At 72.2% G+C, this 17130-nt stretch carries 15 protein-coding genes and 1 riboswitch; of the genes, 7 read left to right on the forward strand and 8 right to left on the reverse strand.

All coding sequences use genetic code 11. From position 1 onward, the window contains the following. The first annotated feature begins 153 nt into the window (after positions 1-153). A riboswitch (cyclic di-AMP (ydaO/yuaA leader) is annotated at positions 154-322 on the forward strand. 6 nt (positions 323-328) lie between these two features. Both AC5WRT_RS03745 and AC5WRT_RS03750 read left to right on the forward strand, forming a co-directional pair. Further along, positions 329-1483, forward strand: coding sequence for a C40 family peptidase (locus AC5WRT_RS03745; RefSeq protein WP_496099921.1), 1155 nt, complete (start codon positions 329-331; stop codon positions 1481-1483). A gap of 159 nt (positions 1484-1642) precedes the next feature. After that, complete coding sequence (locus tag AC5WRT_RS03750; RefSeq protein WP_496092962.1) at positions 1643-2605, forward strand: tellurite resistance/C4-dicarboxylate transporter family protein; 963 nt, start codon at positions 1643-1645, stop codon at positions 2603-2605. A gap of 3 nt (positions 2606-2608) precedes the next feature. On the opposite strand, the gene AC5WRT_RS03755 is transcribed toward AC5WRT_RS03750, so the two are convergent. Next, a complete protein-coding gene (locus AC5WRT_RS03755) occupies positions 2609-2962 on the reverse strand; it encodes a hypothetical protein (protein ID WP_496092963.1) in 354 nt (117 codons plus the stop codon). 425 nt (positions 2963-3387) lie between these two features. Here AC5WRT_RS03755 and AC5WRT_RS03760 point away from each other — a divergent pair, with 425 nt between their 5' ends. Beyond that, complete coding sequence (locus tag AC5WRT_RS03760) at positions 3388-4455, forward strand: C40 family peptidase (RefSeq protein ID WP_496099942.1); 1068 nt, start codon at positions 3388-3390, stop codon at positions 4453-4455. A 28-nt stretch (positions 4456-4483) separates the two neighbouring features. Here AC5WRT_RS03760 and AC5WRT_RS03765 read toward each other — a convergent pair whose 3' ends face one another. Together AC5WRT_RS03765 and AC5WRT_RS03770 are read right to left on the reverse strand one after the other, a co-directional pair. After that, positions 4484-5227, reverse strand: a complete 744-nt coding sequence (locus AC5WRT_RS03765; protein ID WP_496092964.1) for a LuxR C-terminal-related transcriptional regulator — start codon at positions 5225-5227, stop codon at positions 4484-4486. Next, complete coding sequence (locus tag AC5WRT_RS03770; RefSeq protein WP_496092965.1) at positions 5224-6510, reverse strand: ATP-binding protein; 1287 nt, start codon at positions 6508-6510, stop codon at positions 5224-5226. The genes AC5WRT_RS03765 and AC5WRT_RS03770 overlap by 4 nt, the downstream gene beginning before the upstream one ends. A gap of 209 nt (positions 6511-6719) precedes the next feature. Here AC5WRT_RS03770 and AC5WRT_RS03775 point away from each other — a divergent pair, with 209 nt between their 5' ends. After that, positions 6720-8189, forward strand: coding sequence for a PspC domain-containing protein (locus AC5WRT_RS03775; protein ID WP_496099922.1), 1470 nt, complete (start codon positions 6720-6722; stop codon positions 8187-8189). Next, positions 8176-8385, forward strand: coding sequence for a hypothetical protein (locus AC5WRT_RS03780; protein WP_496099923.1), 210 nt, complete (start codon positions 8176-8178; stop codon positions 8383-8385). The genes AC5WRT_RS03775 and AC5WRT_RS03780 overlap by 14 nt, the downstream gene beginning before the upstream one ends. A gap of 146 nt (positions 8386-8531) precedes the next feature. Here AC5WRT_RS03780 and AC5WRT_RS03785 read toward each other — a convergent pair whose 3' ends face one another. The 3 genes from AC5WRT_RS03785 to AC5WRT_RS03795 form a co-directional block, all read right to left on the reverse strand. Continuing rightward, positions 8532-9056, reverse strand: a complete 525-nt coding sequence (locus tag AC5WRT_RS03785) for a DoxX family membrane protein (RefSeq protein WP_496099943.1) — start codon at positions 9054-9056, stop codon at positions 8532-8534. A 431-nt stretch (positions 9057-9487) separates the two neighbouring features. Further along, positions 9488-10768, reverse strand: coding sequence for a hypothetical protein (locus AC5WRT_RS03790; protein WP_496092968.1), 1281 nt, complete (start codon positions 10766-10768; stop codon positions 9488-9490). Between the two features lie 273 nt (positions 10769-11041). Further along, positions 11042-11836, reverse strand: a complete 795-nt coding sequence (locus AC5WRT_RS03795; protein WP_496092969.1) for a class II aldolase/adducin family protein — start codon at positions 11834-11836, stop codon at positions 11042-11044. Positions 11837-11976: 140 nt separating this feature from the next. Here AC5WRT_RS03795 and AC5WRT_RS03800 point away from each other — a divergent pair, with 140 nt between their 5' ends. After that, positions 11977-12450 carry a pyridoxamine 5'-phosphate oxidase family protein gene (locus AC5WRT_RS03800; protein WP_496092970.1) on the forward strand — a complete coding sequence of 158 codons (474 nt, stop codon included), beginning with the start codon at positions 11977-11979 and terminating at the stop codon, positions 12448-12450. Positions 12451-12466: 16 nt separating this feature from the next. Here AC5WRT_RS03800 and guaA read toward each other — a convergent pair whose 3' ends face one another. After that, a complete protein-coding gene (guaA, locus tag AC5WRT_RS03805; RefSeq protein WP_496092971.1) occupies positions 12467-14047 on the reverse strand; it encodes a glutamine-hydrolyzing GMP synthase in 1581 nt (526 codons plus the stop codon). A gap of 300 nt (positions 14048-14347) precedes the next feature. Here guaA and AC5WRT_RS03810 point away from each other — a divergent pair, with 300 nt between their 5' ends. After that, positions 14348-14623 (forward strand): chorismate mutase, encoded by a 276-nt coding sequence (locus AC5WRT_RS03810; protein WP_496092972.1) that lies wholly within the window; start codon positions 14348-14350, stop codon positions 14621-14623. Positions 14624-15298: 675 nt separating this feature from the next. Here AC5WRT_RS03810 and AC5WRT_RS03815 read toward each other — a convergent pair. Beyond that, the gene (locus AC5WRT_RS03815) at positions 15299-17104 is read right to left on the reverse strand and encodes a GMC family oxidoreductase N-terminal domain-containing protein (RefSeq protein WP_496092973.1); all 1806 of its coding nucleotides are present in this window, start codon (positions 17102-17104) and stop codon (positions 15299-15301) included. Positions 17105-17130 lie beyond the last annotated feature (26 nt).

Here is a 17130-nt window from a genome sequence, read left to right on the forward strand (position 1 = left end):
CGTCACAGGAGGCACGCGAGTCCCCTCACCCTGCGGAATCACCCGATGACATCGCGGTGATCCCGGCGTCGGATCACAAAAATGTATCGGACATATCACGCACCAACCTTCACACTAGTCACACGAGTTGGCTAGGTTGCCGTCGGGCCGCGTGCGCGGCCTCCGCCGAGTCCGGCGCGCCCCGCGGCGCCCGGAGCCGGGGACCCAACCGATCCCGGGGTGAATCGGCCGACTCCCGACGGGACGACGCCGTAGGGCAACCCTTCCGAACCGCCGCCCGAACCCGACAGCTAACCCGGTAGGCGGCCCATTGGAAGGAGTCGCCTCCTTGGCGTCGCACCGCAAGCCGCGCCCCGGCGGGACCTCTGGAGCGGGCCTCCGCACCCCCGCCCTCGCCACCGCAGCCCTCACCTCCATGGCCGTGTTCTCGCAGACCGCCGAGGCCGCCCCGAGAGCCGATCACGACAAGCCCAGCCTGGAGGAGGTCGAGAAGAAGGTCGACGACCTCTACCGCCAGGCGGAGTCGGCGACCGAGAAGTACGACGCGGCCAAGGAGCGGACCGGCCGGCAGCGGGGACGTGTGGACGCTCTCCGCGACGAGCTCGCCCGGCGCACCGAGCGCCTCAACAAGGCCCGCGACGAGCTGGGTTCCTTCGCCGCGGCCCAGTACCGCACCGGTGCCGCCGCTCCCGACACGGCCACCTTCCTGCTGGCGAACGACCCGCAGGACTACTTCGACCAGAGCCAGCTCATGAACCGGCTGACCTCGCGGGAGAAGAGCGCGGTGGACGCCTACATCGGCGAGCAGGCCGCGACGATGAAGGATCGGCGGCAGGCCGCGGAAGGCCTGCGGACGCTGGACGCGTCGCAGCACGAGTTGCAGACCGCCAAGGCCACCGTGCAGCAGAAACTGGCCTCCGCGCGCGAGCTGCTGTCGTCGCTGACGGCCCAGGAGAAGGCGCGGCTGGCCGCCATCGAGCGGGAGAAGCAGCAGGAGGCGGCACGCAAGGCGGCCGAGCTGGCGAAGCGGCAGGCGGCTCAGCAGCAGACCGGCTCGTCCTCGTCGTCCTCGCCGACGGGGTCGGGCTCCGGCTCGGCCGGGTCCACGACAGCCGGCTCGTACGACACGAAGGCCGAGAAGGCGATCGCCTTCGCCCGTGCGCAGATCGGCAAGCCCTATGTGTGGGGCGCCACCGGCCCGGACTCCTACGACTGCTCCGGTCTCACCCAGGCCGCCTGGAAGGCCGCCGGCGTCACCCTTCCGCGTACCACGTACGACCAGGTCGATGCAGGCACCACGGTCTCGCTGACCGACGCGCGGCCGGGTGATCTGATCTTCTTCTACGACGACATCAGCCACGTCGGCATCTACATCGGCAACGGCATGATGATCCACGCGCCGAAGCCGGGCGCGTACGTCCGCGAGGAGTCCATCTACTACGGCGGCGAGTCGATCATCCACAGCGTGGTGCGCCCCGGCTGACCGGCCCGGTCCGCGTGCACCCCAGGCGCGGTACGGGCATGCTCCGTCCGCACGCGCGCGTGGCCGTTGTTCTCACGTCCATCACGCGCGTGCAGGCGTTTTCCCCTCCCCCCGCGCGCCCTTCCCGGGCGGGGCGCCGCGGCTCCCTAGCATCGGCACATGCCCGGCATTTCAGGTCTGCGCGCGTGGGGGGCGGAGCGGTCCCCCGCGGCCGGGTCCGCGGTGATGGCGACCGGCACCCTGTCGATGGGCCTGCATCTGACCGGCGCCGAGATCCTTTCCCGAGCGGCGTTGGCGCTGGCCTGGGTGGCCTGGGTCGCGCTGGCCGCCGCCTTCGTGCTGCGGCTGGTCGCCGAGCCGTCCCGCTGGATGGCCGAAGCGGAGGGCCCGGGCGCGCTCACCTCCGTCGCCGCGACCACGGTGCTGGGCACCCGGATGTCCGCCCTGGGCTGGCAGACCACGGCCGAGGCCCTGCTGGCCCTCGCCGCGCTGCTCTGGCCGGTGCTGCTGTTCCTGGTCGTACGGCGCTGGAGGCGGCGCATGTCCGGCGCGGTGTTCCTGTGCTGTGTGGCCACGGAGGGCCTCGTCGTACTGGCCGCCACGCTGGCCGCGGCCGAGCGGACGGCGTGGCTCGCGCACACCGCGCTGGTGGTGTTCTGGCTGGGTCTGGTGCTCTACGGCGTCGTACTGGCCCGCTTCGACGCACGGCAGCTGCTGGAGGGGGCGGGCGACCACTGGGTCGCGGGCGGGGCGCTCGCGATCTCGGCGCTGGCGGGGGCCAGACTGCTGGCGGCCGGGGACACGGGCCTGTACCTCTGGAACGGCGACGACCGCGGCACGCTGCGCACCGTGACGGTCGTCCTGCTGGTGCTGGACCTCGTCTGGTACGTCGTGCTGGTGGCCGCCGAGGCGGCGTGTCCCCGGCGCGGCTATCACGTACAGCGCTGGGCGACGGTGTTCCCGATGGGGATGACGGCGGTGGCGGTGCTGTCCGTCGTGTCCGCGGTCGGCGTCCCCTGGCTCACCTGGCCGGGGCGGTTGCTGCTGTGGGTCTCGGTGGCGGCGTGGCTCGTGGTCGCCGCAGGTGCGGTGCTCGCGGCCGCCGCCGGCGGTGACGGGTGAGCGTCAGGTCCACAGGACGGCGATGAAGACGTTCGCCATGGTCAGTGTGCCGACCAGCCCGAACATGCCCTTGTCGATCTTCTCCTCGTCGCGCTTCACATAGACCAGTCCGAGGATCACGATCAGCAGCGCCAGCTTGGTACCGATCTTGATGGTGTCGACGTGGTGGCCGTCAGCCTGGTTGAGGCCGACCAGGGCCACGCCGGTGACCAGCATGGTCAGCGCGCCGTGCAGCATCCCGGGCACGAACCGGGCCGTGCCCTGGCCCATCGCCTTCATCTGGGTGAGGAAACCGCCGAGCAGCGCGGCGATGCCGATGATGTGCAGGCCGACGAAGAGATGGATGAGTGCGTCCATGGCCCGGAGCCTAGCCAGGGGCCCCGGAGCCCCCTGCCACCGGCCCCGGCCGCAGCGGTCGGCAGGCGCGTGAGTAATCTTGCATATATGCGCCCCATAGCACCCCACGCCTACCGCCTGTCCCGCTTTCCGCGCTTCGGTCACCACGCTGTGTGAAGGCGACCGGCGCTGCACGGCAATGCGGTCACATACGGTCACTCCCCGGTCCGTCGGGACCAGTTTCGTACACGCGTTACCAACTCGTCACAGACGGGCCTAGCGTCCTCCCCCAGGTGACCGACTCCCCACCGCCGCCCGGGCCAGGGGCGGCCGTCGGCCACCACCGCCGAGAAGGGTCCGGCGGTGGCCCGCTGCCCCTGTACGGGCCGCCGCCGGACGCCGGACCCCTCGTCGTGCGAGTCGTACGGAAGGACGTGACGGCCCAGGTGGCAGCGCACCGCAAGCCCCGGCACCACTCGATCGGCGGCCGTACGGCCCGGACGGCCGCCACCCTCGCCCTGGCCGGCGCGGCCACCGCGACGGGGTTCGACGGCACCGGACACGCCGAGCCGCAGCTGACGCCGGCACAGGTGAAGGCCGAGGTCGACAAGCTGTACCAGGAGGCCGAGACCGCGACCGAGAAATACGACGGCACCAAGGAGCGGGCGGACACCGCTCAGCGGCGGCTGAACGCGCTGCGCGACGAGACCGCACGCAAGCAGGAGAAGCTCGACACGGCCCGGGACGCGCTCGGTTCGGTCGCGGCGGCGCAGTACCGCGAGGGCGGCTTCGCGCCGGCCTGGCAGCTCGCCCTGTCCGGCGACCCCGACCGGTACCTGGACGACGCCGCGTTCGCGGAGCGGGCCGGTGACCGCGAGAGCGCCGCCATGTCCCGGGTGCGCGAAGAGCTGCGGGAGATCGAGCAGTTGCGCGGCGCCGCCCGCGTCGAGCTGACGTCGCTGCGGTCCCGGCAGGCCGAACTGCGGCGGCAGAAGCAGACGATCACCGGCAAGCTGGACGAGGCCCGGCGGTTGCTGGCCCGGCTCACTCCGCGGCAGCGCACCGAGATCACCGGTGCGGACGGAACCGCGCCGGGGCGCGCTTCCCGCTCGGCCTCGGACGCCCGGGGCGCGCTGGAACAGGCCGGGTCGGCCGCGGCCCCGAACGCACGTGCCGCCGAGGCCATCGCCTACGCCTACGCCAAGCTCGGCAGCCCCTACGTGTGGGGCGCTGCCGGCCCCAACGCCTTCGACTGCTCGGGCCTGGTCCAGGCCGCCTACCGCTCCGCCGGCGTCTCCCTGCCCCGCACCACCTACGCCCAGATCAACGCGGGCCGTCGCGTCTCCCGCTCCGAACTCCAGCCCGGAGACCTGGTCTTCTACTACTCCGGGATCAGCCACGTCGGCATCTACGTGGGCAACGGGCAGATCATCCACGCACCGAACCCCTCGGCACCGGTCCGGCTGGCCCCGGTCGACCTCATGCCTTTCGCGGGGGCGACCCGGGTGGCGTGAGGGACGACCGGGCAGGGACCCGGCGAGGTCAGACCAGCCGGCGGGCCGTCGCCCAGCGGGTCAGTTCATGGCGGTTGGACAGCTGGAGCTTGCGCAGGACCGCCGAGACATGGGACTCGACCGTCTTCACGGAGATGAACAGCTGCTTGGCGATCTCCTTGTAGGCGTAGCCACGGGCGATCAGCCGCAGCACCTCGCGCTCGCGCTGGGTGAGGCGGTCCAGGTCCTCGTCCACGGGCGGGGCGTCGGTGGAGGCGAAGGCGTCCAGGACGAACCCGGCCAGCCGCGGGGAGAAGACGGCGTCGCCCTCCTGCACACGGAAGATGGAGTCGACCAGATCGGTACCGGTGATGGTCTTGGTCACATAGCCGCGGGCGCCGCCGCGGATGACCCCGATCACGTCCTCCGCCGCGTCCGACACCGACAGCGCGAGAAACCGGACGGGCCGCTCGGCGTCCGCCGTCAAAGGCGCGCACCGGCGCAGCACTTCGACCCCGCCGCCGCCCGGCAGATGGACGTCGAGGAGGACCACCTCGGGCCGGGTGACGGTGATGACGGTGACCGCCTGGTCGACGTCCGCGGCCTCGCCGACCACCTCCACGCCGGTCTCGGCGGTCTGCCCGATCTCTGCCTGGACGCCGGTGCGGAACATCCGGTGGTCGTCCACGAGCACCACCCGTACGTGCCGTCCGCCCGCGCCGCTGTCGGCGGCCCCGGTCCCGGGCGCCTGCGGGGCTCCAGCCGTGCCGTTCGCCTCGGTCGCGTCGCTCATGACGTCTTCTCCGCCCTCTCCATCTCCAACTCGACCTCCGTGCCGCCGCCCGGCACCGACCGCAGCCGGGCCGTGCCGCCGTTGCGCTCCATGCGGCCGATGATCGATTCTCTGACGCCCATGCGGTCGGCGGGTATCGAGTCGAGGTCGAAGCCGGGCCCCCGGTCGCGCACGGACACGAAGACCGTCTTCCCCTCGACTTCGGCATAGACCTGTACGGCGCCGCCCTCGCCACCGTACTTGGCGGCGTTCACCATCGCCTCGCGCGCCGCCTGCATCTGCGCGCCGGTCCTCTCGTCCAGCGGGCAGTCGCCGACCACGACGACCTCGATGGGCACGCCGTGCTTGTCCTCCACCTCGGCGGCGTTGCGCCGCACCGCCTCGGCGACGGTGTCCGGCTCGTCGGCCTCGTCCTTGCCGGTGCCCTCCGGTTTGTACAGCCAGGTGCGCAGGTCGCGCTCCTGGGCGCGGGCGAGACGACGCACCTCGTTCGCGTTGTCGGCGTTGCGCTGTATCAGGGTGAGGGTGTGCAGCACCGAGTCGTGCACGTGCGCGGCGACCTCCGCCCGCTCCTGGGCGCGGATGCGCATCAGGCGCTCCTCGGAGAGGTCCTGGGTCATCCGGACCAGATACGGGCCGGCGAGCAGGGTGATGCCGACGACGACGGCGAGCGCGGCCTGCAGGACGGCGCCGAGGTGAGCGGTCGAGCCCTGGAGCCAGAACACGGCGGAGACACCGGCCGTGACGAGCAGAACGCCGGCGGCCGCGCGCACCAGGGTGAGGGTGCGCCGCCGACGGCCGACCTCGACCCAGCGGGCGCGGCGGGCGTTGTCCGCCTGACGCCAGACGAGGGCGACACCGGCCGCGACGAGGACGGCGGGCAGCAGATACGCCTTGGCCGCGCCGGTCAGGTTCACACTGCCCACGAACACGATGGACACGATGACCATGAGCAGCAGCGCGACGATCTGCCCGCGGTCCGGCTTGCGGGTCACGAGTCTGCGCCGTCCGCTGGGCACGGCCTCCGCGGCGACCGGCGGCTTGTGGGCACCGACGCCGCCGACGCCGAGCGGAACGAAGAACCAGAACGCCGCGTACAGCAGCGCGCCGAGACCGTTGGCCATGAACAGGCCGACGAAGGCCAGCCGCACCCAGATCACGGGCAGCCCGAGATGCCCGGCGAGGCCCCGCGCCACTCCACCGAGCCAGCGTCCGTCACTGCTGCGGTAGAGCTTGCGCGGCGGCCGCGGGTCGTCGAGGGGGAGGCTTGCGGCTTCCGGCATGCCAACGATGGTCACATGCCCGGCGGGGCCAGGCATCAGGGTCGGCCCCCAGACGTCCCTGATCTTCTTCGGGGCCGGGCGGGGAGCGTCCGGCCGAGGCGGCCGGGCGCCGCTCGCGGGGTTCCCTGGACCGCGTCAGGGCCGAATTCAGGGTTCGCCCAGGGTCGTCCCGACTGACGCGGCGGCGGCCGGCCCGTCACCATGGACGCATGACGGATCACGAGCACGCCGCGACGGGTCCGGGACCCGGCTCCGGCCCGCGCCCGGCCCCGGGCACCGGGCCGACGGATGCCGCGTCCGCCGCGACGAGGACATCGGGAGCGGCCGGCGCCGGCACGCACACCGGTGCACAGCAGCGGGGCAGGGACAAGGAGCAGGAGCAGGAGCAGCCCGCCGGAGTCCCGGGGCGGTTCCGGCGCGACCGCGGGCACAAGATGATCGCGGGCGTGTGCGCGGGCCTCGGTCGGCACACAGACGTGGACCCGGTGATCTTCCGGATCACCCTGGCCGTGCTGTCCGCGACCGGCGGCATCGGCCTCATCTTCTACGGCTTCGCCTGGCTGCTGGTGCCGTACGAGGACGAGGAGGAGAACGAGGTCCGCAAGCTGCTGACCGGCCGGGTCGACGGGCAGGCGCTCGCCGCAGTGCTGTTCGCCCTGGTCGGCTGCGGAATCTTCCTGACCATGCTGAGAAACGGCGGCGTGCTGGCCTTCGCCGTGGTGCTCTCCCTGCTGCTGGCGGCCGCCGGGTACTGGTCGCGGCGCCGCGGCGCCCCCGGCCCCGACCTGCTCGCCGCCCAGGCCGCCGCGGACGCGCCGCCTGAGGCCCAGGCGCCGCCGGTCGTCGACATCTATCCCTCGTGGTGGCGGGACCCGATCGTCAAGGACGGCACCCATGTCGGTGGCACCGGCTATCTGTGGGGGCCCGGCGACGCCCGCGCCCGGGATCTCACCTCGGTGGTCGACGTCGGCATCGCCATCCCCTGGACGCACCACGGCCACCAGGGCTCCCCGCAGCCGCGACCCGCGGCGCCCCCGAGACCGCGCGGCCCGCGCTGGATCGGCGGCTGGGTGCTCCTGCTCGCCCTGGTGGCGGGCGGCCTGGGCACCGGGCTGACCTGGGACACGCATCCGCTGGGCACCAGCCTGCAGACCGGTCTGGCGTGCGCGCTGGCGGTGTTCGGCCTGGGTCTCGCGGTCAGCGCGTTCCTCGGGCGTACGGGAGCCGGGACGGTGTTCCTGGCGATCGTCACGGCGGTCCTGCTCGCCGGGACGGCGGCCCTGCCGAGGGACATCACCACCCACTGGAGAGACACCTCCTGGAGTCCCGCCGCGGCGGCGCAGCTGCGGCCGGCGTACGACCTCGGCACCGGCCGCGGCACGCTGGACCTGAGCCGGGTGCGTCCGGGCAGGGGCCGGACGGCCACGACGGACGCCCATGTGGGTGCCGGGCAGTTGAAGGTGATCGTGCCGACGGACACGACCGTGCGGATGAACATCGAGGTGGGTGTCGGCGACATCCGGTTGCCGGGGGACAACAGGAAGGACGTGGACGTGCAGCCGCGCAGGCTCAGGAACGTGACGCTGACACCGGCCGCGGGCGTCAAGAACGCCGGCACGCTGGACCTCAGGCTCGGGGTCGGTCTGGGACAGGTGGAGGTCAGCCGTGCTGCGTCATGAGTTCCAGCCGGGGAAGCTGGTCGCCGGGCTCTTTCTCACCGGCACGGGGGTGGTCTACGCGGGGGACGCGGGCGGGTTGTGGGAGACGCCGTGGTTCGCGGTGGTTCCGCTGGTCGTGGGTGGCCTGTTCCTCGCCGGGGCCACGGCGGCGGTGGCCCGGGCCGTACGCAGACGGGTCGACACCGAGAACGGGTAGGCACTCGCCGCAGGTGCGGGCCACAGCCCCGCGGTGGCGCCCGCTGCCATACGGGCCGATCCCGCCGGCAACTCCGGCGAGCAGGCGCCGGGGCCGGGCGCCGGACGGGCGGCCCGCGTCGTCGGCCGGGCGACAGACCGTCGGTGTCAGTAGCCGCCCAGATGCCGTCGGCGGCGGGACCGCCAGGCCGCGTCGACGGAGAGATAGGGGGCGCCGGCGAGGACCAGGGGGATCCAGGCCATGAGATAGGCGAGGTCGTTGCCGTAGTAGTAGGGGGTCGTCGCCCAGCTGACCGTCATCCACAGGCTGAAAGAGATCAGCGCGCCGCCGAGCGCTGCCAGCCGGCCGAGCAGACCGAGGAGGGTGCCGATGCCGACGGCCAGTTCACCGAGGGCGATGGCGTAGCCGAAGCCGACCGGGGCCTTCAAGGCCAGATCGACCAGGGCCGGAATGGCGGCCGAGTCGCGGGCCGAGCGCATGGTGTCACCGATGGACCCGGCGCCGCCGGAATTCAGGAAGGAGCTGCTGGTGAGTTTGTCCAGTCCGGCGTAGACGAAGGTGACCCCGAGGAAGACACGCAGCGGAAGGAGAGCGTAGTGGGTGGCCGTGTCCCGCAGACCACGGCCGTTCAGTCGGTCCATGTGCGTGTCCGTCCGCATGCCGTGAGTCATCATCGCCCGCCACCTCTCGCCCGTCGTCCCACCCCGCACTTGACCATACGTACGACGACGGGGCGCAGTTCAATCCAAACCCGGCCGTTTTTCCGGATATCGGCTCCTAGGAGGAAGAGGCCGAAGGGAGGCACAGGACGCCGCCGGCGCGGGCCGGGATCTGTCGCGGGGAGTCGCCGGAACCGACCGACCTGGGCCTGCGACTGACCGACCCGACCGGCCCCGGCCACTGGGACACCCGGACACCGGCCACCTGGTCCGGCCACCCCGTCACCCGGCCGCTTACCCCCGCCCACCCAGCCACCCGGCCGGCCTACCACCCGTCACCGGGCCGCCCGGCCGCTTACCCCCGCCCACTCCGTCAGCCGCCCGCTTGCCCCGGGCCACCCCGCCGGCCGGCGACCCGGCTCCTCCGTCCCCCAGCCACCCCGTCACTCAGTGACCTGGACGACGCACCGATTGGTCGCCACCCCGGCTGCCGTGACCACCTGTACCTCCACCGCGCCGGGTTCCACCTCGGCCGGGACGGGGACGGTGAGGACCGTGTCGGTGGGGTTGCGGAAGCCGCCGGCGACAGGGACCAGAGGGACGTGGACGTCGACGGTGCCTATGCGGACCACCATGCGGGAGAGCCGGTCGGCGCACTGGGCGCCGGGCGGTACGAAGCCGGCGCCGCGGATCTCGATGTCGTCACCGGTGCGGATCGGCCCGTCCAGGTCGCCGGGTTCGCGGGCGCGGACGACGGAGAGGACGACCGGACGGCCGCCCTCCGCGTACTTGCCGGCCAGGTAGGTCGCGGCCGAGATCAGCACCACGACGCCCAGCCCCCAGGGCAGGTCGGGCAGCTGGTCGGGGCGGCGGGCCAGCCGCACGGCGGCGAACAGCAGGGCGACGGCGCTGATCGCGACGTACTGGATGTCGGTGAAGGCGCCCCGGCCGGAGTCGTCGGTGAGCAGGTCGGCGGCACGCGGCCGGTGCGCCGGGACCTTCTGCAGCCGCTGGGCCTGGATGCGCAGGCCGACCACCCGGCGGACCAGGACGGCGATGCCGCACACCACGGCGAGCACGGTCACCACTCCCGCGCCGCGCGCGAGGCCGAGGCCGGAGATCAGCGCGTCGCGTCGGGCGTGGTCGGAGACGGCGGCCAGCCGGGCGGCCGGCAGCAGGACGGCGTAGCCGACGAACAGCACCCAGCAGGCGGCGACGGTGCGGGAGGTGGACATGCGGTTGTCCTCGCCGATCAACGGGGCCAGCGCCCCGCCACGTGCCCGATGGAACCAGGAGGCGGCAGTGAGTGCACCGGCGACGACGAGCGCGGCGGCCAGGGCCGCGGTGCGGGCGCCCGACCAGTCGGCGTCGAACGCCGTCAGCGCCTCGCCGAGCAGCAGCGCGAGGACGGCGCCCCACACGACGTACACCGTGCGCCGCCACAGCCGGGCGAGCCAGGCCCCGCCCTGGGCGCGGGCGCGGTCGGCGAGGGCCTCCGCGCGCTGGGTCAGTTCCTCGGAGACCCACTGGCGCGATGCCGAGGCCGAGTGCGCCACCGCCGGCGGCAGGCCCTGCCCGGCCGCGAACTCGTCGCGGCGGCGCAGGAACGCGGCGACGGCCCGCCGGTGTCCCTCCCGGACGCCGTGCGGACAGTCCTCGCAGGCGCAACCGCCCGCGTGGCCCCCCTCGGCATCCGTGCCCTGTCTCGCGTCCTGCACCGCCACGACCGGCGCCCGCCTTCCCCACAACCGTCCGGCACGACCGGCGGGCCCTCGGTGGAGGGTTTCGCGCCCGTGCAACTCCCCTGTGCTGAGAGCGAATTGTGCCCTACGGCGAGCCGTCGGCGGCGCATGGGCCGGGTCGTCGCGGGTGAAGTACGGGCCGCCGTGTTGACGCGGCTGCAAGAGTTTCCGCGGGGGCGAGATCGTCCAGCGGTGAGCTGTTCGCGATGACCAGGGCGGCGGCGCCGAGGGGTCGGCCGAGCGGGCCGACGGGGCTCAGCCGAGCAGGTCCGGTTCGCTGTGGCTGATGTCCTGCCACAAGGGCTGGTAGTTGATCCAGGCCACCAGGTCGCCGCCGAGTTGTTCCCGGGTGGCGACGGCCGGCTTGTGATCGATGAGGACGGGACGGCCGGCCGCCTTCGCCGTCAGCTGCACCTGGCAGGACCGCTCCATGGACAGGAACCACCAGGCGGCGGCGTCCACCGAGTCGCCGACGGTGAGCAGCCCGTGGTTGCGCAGCACGAGCGCCTTGCGGGAGCCGAGCGCCCCGGCGATCCGGCGGCCCTCCTCGATGTCGACGGTGACGCCGGAGTAGGCGTCGTAGAGCGCCACGTCCTCGTAGAAGGCGCAGCTCTCCTGGGTGATGGGGTCGATCAGCTCGCCGAGCGCGGCGAGGGCGCGGCCGTGCACGGAGTGGCAGTGGGCGACGGCGACGACGTCGGGGCGGGCGGCGTGCACCTGGGCGTGCACGGTGAAGGCGGCCTGGTTGACGTGGTAGCGGCCCTCGACGACCTGGCCGTCCTGGTTGGCGAGGACGAGGTCGCTGACGGTGACGTGCTTGAACGGCATCCCGAACGGGTTGACCCAGAAGCAGTCGGAGAACTCCGGGTCGCGGGCGGTGATGTGGCCGGAGACCCCGTCCTCGAACCCGGCCCGCCCGAAGATCCGCAGAGCACCGGCGAGCCGCTCCTTGCGGTGCCTGCGCTCGTCCTCGACCGACTCGAACATCGGCGGCATGGCGAACCGCAGCTGGTCGGTCGGCAGCGGCAGGGGCGGCGTGGGCCCGTGCATAGGTCCTCCAGCGCTGGAATTGCTGTACGCGCCGGAAATTACCGTCGGTCAGCGCAAAAGGGCAGGGCTCTTTTGTAAAGATGACGTACGCGACGGATACACGACAGGGGATGTCGGGTTTTCCGGTGACACTGCTCCACATGATCCCTGCGAACTGGGCGGCCTTCACCACCGCCGAACCCGGGCGGGCCGCCATCGTCGAGCAGCGCTTCCGTGCCTTCCGTCACCATGTCCTCGCCACCCTCCGCAAGGACGGCTCACCGCGCACCAGTGGCATCGAGGCCGACTTCCGCGGCGGCGAGCTGTGGCTCGGCATGATGGCGGACTCGCTCAAGGCCCTCGACCTGCGCCGCGACCCGCGCTTCGCGCTCCAGGCGAACCCGGGCGGGGGCACGGACATGGACGGCGGGGACGTGCGGATCGCGGGGCGGGCGTACGAGGTCGGGGGCGAGCGGAAGACCGGATACGCGAAAGAGGTGGAACCGCCGGAGCCGTTCCACCTCTTCCGTACCGAGCTGACGGAGGTCGTGCGGACCTACGTCGAGGACGACCGGTATCTGGTCGTCGAGGTCTGGACGCCCGGTCGGCCCCTGCGCACGATCAAGCGCACCTGATCACGCACACCGGGGCCTACTCCCACTCGATGGTCCCCGGCGGCTTGGAGGTGACGTCGAGGACGACGCGGTTGACATCCCGGACCTCGTTGGTGATCCGGGTCGAGATGCGGGCCAGGACGTCGTACGGCAGCCGGGACCAGTCGGCGGTCATGGCGTCCTCGGAGGACACCGGGCGCAGCACGATCGGGTGGCCGTAGGTGCGGCCGTCGCCCTGGACGCCGACCGAGCGCACGTCGGCGAGCAGGACCACCGGGCACTGCCAGATGTCCCGGTCGAGGCCGGCCGCGGTCAGCTCCTCACGGGCGATCGCGTCGGCCTCCCGCAGCAGGTCCAGGCGTTCCTTGGTGACCTCGCCGACGATCCGGATACCGAGACCCGGGCCAGGGAACGGCTGGCGCTGGACGATCTCCTCCGGCAGGCCCAGCTCCTGGCCGACCATCCGGACCTCGTCCTTGAACAGCTTGCGCAGTGGCTCGATCAGCTTGAACTCGAGGTCCTCGGGCAGGCCGCCGACGTTGTGGTGCGACTTGATGTTCGCGGTGCCCGTGCCGCCGCCGGACTCGACGACGTCCGGATAGAGGGTCCCCTGGACCAGGAACTCCACGGCCGGGCCCTCGTCGGCGATGATGTCCGCCTGCGCCTGCTCGAAGACGCGGATGAACTCGCGGCCGATGATCTTGCGCTTCTCCTCGGGGTCGGTGACGCCCTTGAGGGCGACCAGGAAGCGCTCCTCGGCGTCCACGACGACCAGCTTGACGCCGGTCGCGGCCACGAAGTCCTTCTCGACCTGCTCGGTCTCGCCCTTGCGCATCAGGCCGTGGTCGACGTACACGCAGGTCAGCTGGTCGCCGACGGCGCGGGCGACGAGGGCGGCGGCGACGGCGGAGTCCACACCGCCGGACAGGCCGCAGATCGCGCGCTTGTCGCCGACCTGCTCGCGGATGGCCTCGACCTGCTCCTCGATCACGTTGCCCGTGGTCCAGGTCGGCTTCAGGCCCGCGCCGCGATACAGGAAGTGCTCCAGCACCTGCTGGCCGTGCGTGGAGTGCATGACCTCGGGGTGGTACTGGACGCCGTAGAGCTTCTTCTCGTCGTCCTCGAACGCGGCGACCGGGACGACGTCCGTGGAGGCGGTGACGGTGAAGCCCTCGGGGGCGGCGGAGCACGCGTCGCCGTGCGACATCCACACGTGCTGCTCGTCCGGGGTGCCCTCGAAGAGGGTGGAGGACGACTTGGAGACGTGCAGGTCGGTACGGCCGTACTCGCGGGCGCCGGTGTTGTCGACCGTGCCACCGAGGGCCTGGGCCATCAACTGGAAGCCGTAGCACATGCCGAAGACGGGAACGCCGGCGTCGAAGATCTCGCGGTCGAGGCGGGGGGCGCCCTCCTCGTACACCGACGAGGGGCCGCCGGAGAGGATGATCGCCGCGGGCTTCTTGGCGAGCATCTCCTTCACCGGCATGGTGCTCGGCACGATCTCGCTGTAGACCCGCGCCTCGCGGACGCGACGGGCGATGAGCTGGGCGTACTGCGCGCCGAAGTCGACGACCAGGACGGTGTCCGGGGTGGCGGCAGTGGGAGTCGCTGATGACACGGGGTGCCTTCTGGTGGTCGGGCGGGGTCTGTGCCAACGAGTTTAACGGTGCGGACCGGGAGCCCTCCTCCGGACTTCGAGGCGGTCCCGGACTTCGCCGTGGCATACTGGGCCCATGCTTCAGCACGCGACCTTCGTCTTTACCTATGGCAACCGGCCCGCCGGCTGCCATGGTCGTGCTGCTTGAGCGAACAGCCGAGCGACTTCCCAGGCGCCCCGGGCCGACAGGCCCGGGGCGCCTGTGTTTTCCGGGTCCTGCCGTTCCGGGGCGCCACCGCCACCTTCACCAGGAGCCCCGACATGACCACCACCACCCCGGAAGAGACCAGCACCCCGGAAGAGACCATCTCCGGCGCCCGTGAGCGCATCGACGTGCTCGACGACCGGATCATCGGTCTCATCCAGGAGCGGATGGCCGTCTCCGCCGTCGTCCAGCAGACCCGCATCGCCGCCGGCGGACGCCGGGTGCACCTCTCCCGCGAGATGGAGATCCTCGGCCGCTACCGGGAGGCCCTGGGGAAGCCGGGCACGGCCCTCGCCATGACCCTGCTGGAGCTGAGCCGGGGTCGCATCTGAGTTCGAGCACCGTCTCACCCGTACGGCGCGTGACCGGCCCCACGACGCTTCGTTGAGCGGGGTGTCCGTGCCAGCCAGGGGCGGGCCCGACAGAACCACGCGTGGCTCGCTGGAGCGATGAGGCGTACGGGTCGTGCCGCACGCCGTGGGACCTCGCTCCAGGGAGGTGACCGGACGGCAGGGGACAGCAGCCCGGTCACCCGAGAGAACGGCCGGCTCCGGGGACGCCCGGGGCCGGCCGGCGGAAAACTGCACAGACGCACCAGCACCGGGTCACCCGCCGGGTCCCCGCACCGTCCGCCTCCCAGGAGGCAGGCCCCGAGAACCAGCGGCGCGGCCCCCGGCGCCGCTCCCCGGGCACCGGCGCTCCCCTGACGCCGGTGCTGGCCATCAGAAGGGCCCCGCGGTCTCTCCGTCCCGCGGGGCCCTTCGTCATGCCGCGGCCACCAGCCCCCACCGACGCCCGGCGGCCCTGTGACTCATGCCACACGAGTATTCCGTATGCCGGGGCAACCCTTGGCGGCCCTCACCGATCAAACCTGCCGAATCAGGATTCGGCCGGATCACGAACGCGAGCGGGCCGGATCGACAGACCGGTAAGAGGGACCTGCCTTCGGAGGGGGATGCAGGTCCCTCTTCCTCTTCCCGTCTTCCCGGATCTCCTCCGGGTCCGTGCTACTTCTTCGGCGGTACGGCCGGCACCCCCAGGAACGGCAGCCGCAGCGCACCGAACGCCTCCGCCGGGACCGCCGGGGCCTGCGGCTCCACCGGCTTCAGCCGCTCGTACGCCGCGCCCTGCGCCGGACGCGGGTCGTCCTCCCCCTCGTTCGGCCAGAAGGACATCGCGCGCTCGGCCTGCGCGGTGATCGTCAGCGACGGGTTCACGCCCAGGTTCGCCGAGACCGCGGCGCCGTCCACGACGGAGATGCCGGGGTGGCCGTACAGCCGGTGGTACGCGTCGATCACACCGGTCTCCGGGGAGTCGCCGATGGGGCAGCCCCCGAGGAAGTGCGCGGTGAGCGGGGTGCCCATCAGCTCGCCGACGTTGCTGCCGGCGAAGCCGTTGATCTCGGCGGCCAGCGCGGAGGCCGCCTCCGTCGCGGCCTTGATCTGCCTGGGGTTCGGAGCGCCGTGCCCCTGGCGGGCGGTCAGCAGGCCCTTGCCGACGCCACCCGGCTTCAGATACGTCGTCAGGGAGTTGTCCAGGGACTGCATGACCAGGCCGATGATGGTCCGCTCGGACCAGCGCCGGTTGGACAGGGAGCGCAGGACCAGCATCGGGTGCCGGGCCGCGTTCGCCAGCCAGGCCAGCACGCGGGAGGAGCCCTCGGCGTAGGGCACCTGGAGGATCGACAGACCGCCCATGGAGTTCGAGCCCTTGCCGTAGCGGACCGGCTCGATGTGGGTGTTCTCGTCGGGGTGGATGGAGGACGTGATCGCGACACCCCGCGTGAAGTCGGCCTTCGGCTCGCCGGTCGCCTTGCGGTAGCGGCGGTTGTCGGTCTGTGCGCCGACCAGTGCCTCGGAGTTGGTGCGGGTCAGATCGCCGAGGCGCGGGGAGAGGTACGGCAGTTGGCCGCCGGCCTTCATCCGGTGCAGCAGGGTCTGCGTGCCGTAGGTACCGGCCGCGAGGACGACCCTGCGCGCGGTGAAGAGCCTGCCCTCGCCCTTCTTCTTCCGGTCCGTCGGCAGGGTCGCCACCGCGTACCCGCCCCGCGAGTCGTCCGTGACGGACACGACCGTCGTCATGGGGTGGACCACCGCGCCCGCCTTCTCGGCGAGGTGGAGGTAGTTCTCGTTGAGGGTGTTCTTCGCGCCGTGCCGGCAGCCGGTCATGCACTCGCCGCACTCGGTGCAGGCGCTGCGGGCCGGGCCCGCGCCGCCGAAGTACGGGTCGTTCACCTGCTCGCCGGGCCGGGCCCTGGTCTTGCCGTCGGCGTCCTTGCCGTCGCCGAAGAACACTCCGACCGGGGCGAGGTGGAAGGTGTCGCCGACGCCCATCCGCTGCGCCGCCGCCTTCAGGTGCACGTCGGAAGGGGTCATCGTCGGGTTGATCCGTACCCCGAGCATGCGCTGGGCCTGGTCGTAGTACGGCTTCAGCTCCTCCTGCCAGTCGGTGATGTGGCGCCACTGCGGGTCGTCGAAGAAGGCCTTCGGCGGGACGTAGAGGGTGTTGGCGTAGTTGAGCGAACCGCCGCCGACGCCCGCGCCGGCCAGCACCATCACGTTGCCGAGCAGGTGGATGCGCTGGATGCCGAACATGCCGAGCCTCGGGGCCCACAGGTAGTTCTTGAGGTCCCAGGAGTTCTTCGGCAGGGAGTCGCGGGTGAAACGGCGGCCCGCTTCGAGCACACCGACCCGGTATCCCTTCTCGGTCAGGCGCAGGGCGGACACCGAACCGCCGAACCCCGAACCGACCACGATGACGTCGTAGTCGTACCCGTTCTCGTCCCGGGTCTGGACGGACTTCTCCTGCGACACGTGCTCTCCTCGTCGAGAACGGGGTT

The sequence above is a fragment of the Streptomyces sp. NTD91 genome, from assembly GCF_059510455.1.

Excerpts from the sequence above, each read along its gene's own strand:
- AC5WRT_RS03750 (WP_496092962.1), top strand. The coding sequence starts at position 1,643 with ATGCCCGGCATTTCAGGTCTGCGCGCGTGGGGGGCGGAGCGGTCCCCC.
- AC5WRT_RS03755 (WP_496092963.1), bottom strand. The coding sequence starts at position 2,962 with ATGGACGCACTCATCCATCTCTTCGTCGGCCTGCACATCATCGGCATC.
- AC5WRT_RS03765 (WP_496092964.1), bottom strand. The coding sequence starts at position 5,227 with ATGAGCGACGCGACCGAGGCGAACGGCACGGCTGGAGCCCCGCAGGCG.
- AC5WRT_RS03770 (WP_496092965.1), bottom strand. The coding sequence starts at position 6,510 with ATGCCGGAAGCCGCAAGCCTCCCCCTCGACGACCCGCGGCCGCCGCGC.
- AC5WRT_RS03775 (WP_496099922.1), top strand. The coding sequence starts at position 6,720 with ATGACGGATCACGAGCACGCCGCGACGGGTCCGGGACCCGGCTCCGGC.
- AC5WRT_RS03785 (WP_496099943.1), bottom strand. The coding sequence starts at position 9,056 with ATGACTCACGGCATGCGGACGGACACGCACATGGACCGACTGAACGGC.
- AC5WRT_RS03795 (WP_496092969.1), bottom strand. The coding sequence starts at position 11,836 with ATGCACGGGCCCACGCCGCCCCTGCCGCTGCCGACCGACCAGCTGCGG.
- AC5WRT_RS03800 (WP_496092970.1), top strand. The coding sequence starts at position 11,977 with ATGATCCCTGCGAACTGGGCGGCCTTCACCACCGCCGAACCCGGGCGG.
- AC5WRT_RS03810 (WP_496092972.1), top strand. The coding sequence starts at position 14,348 with ATGACCACCACCACCCCGGAAGAGACCAGCACCCCGGAAGAGACCATC.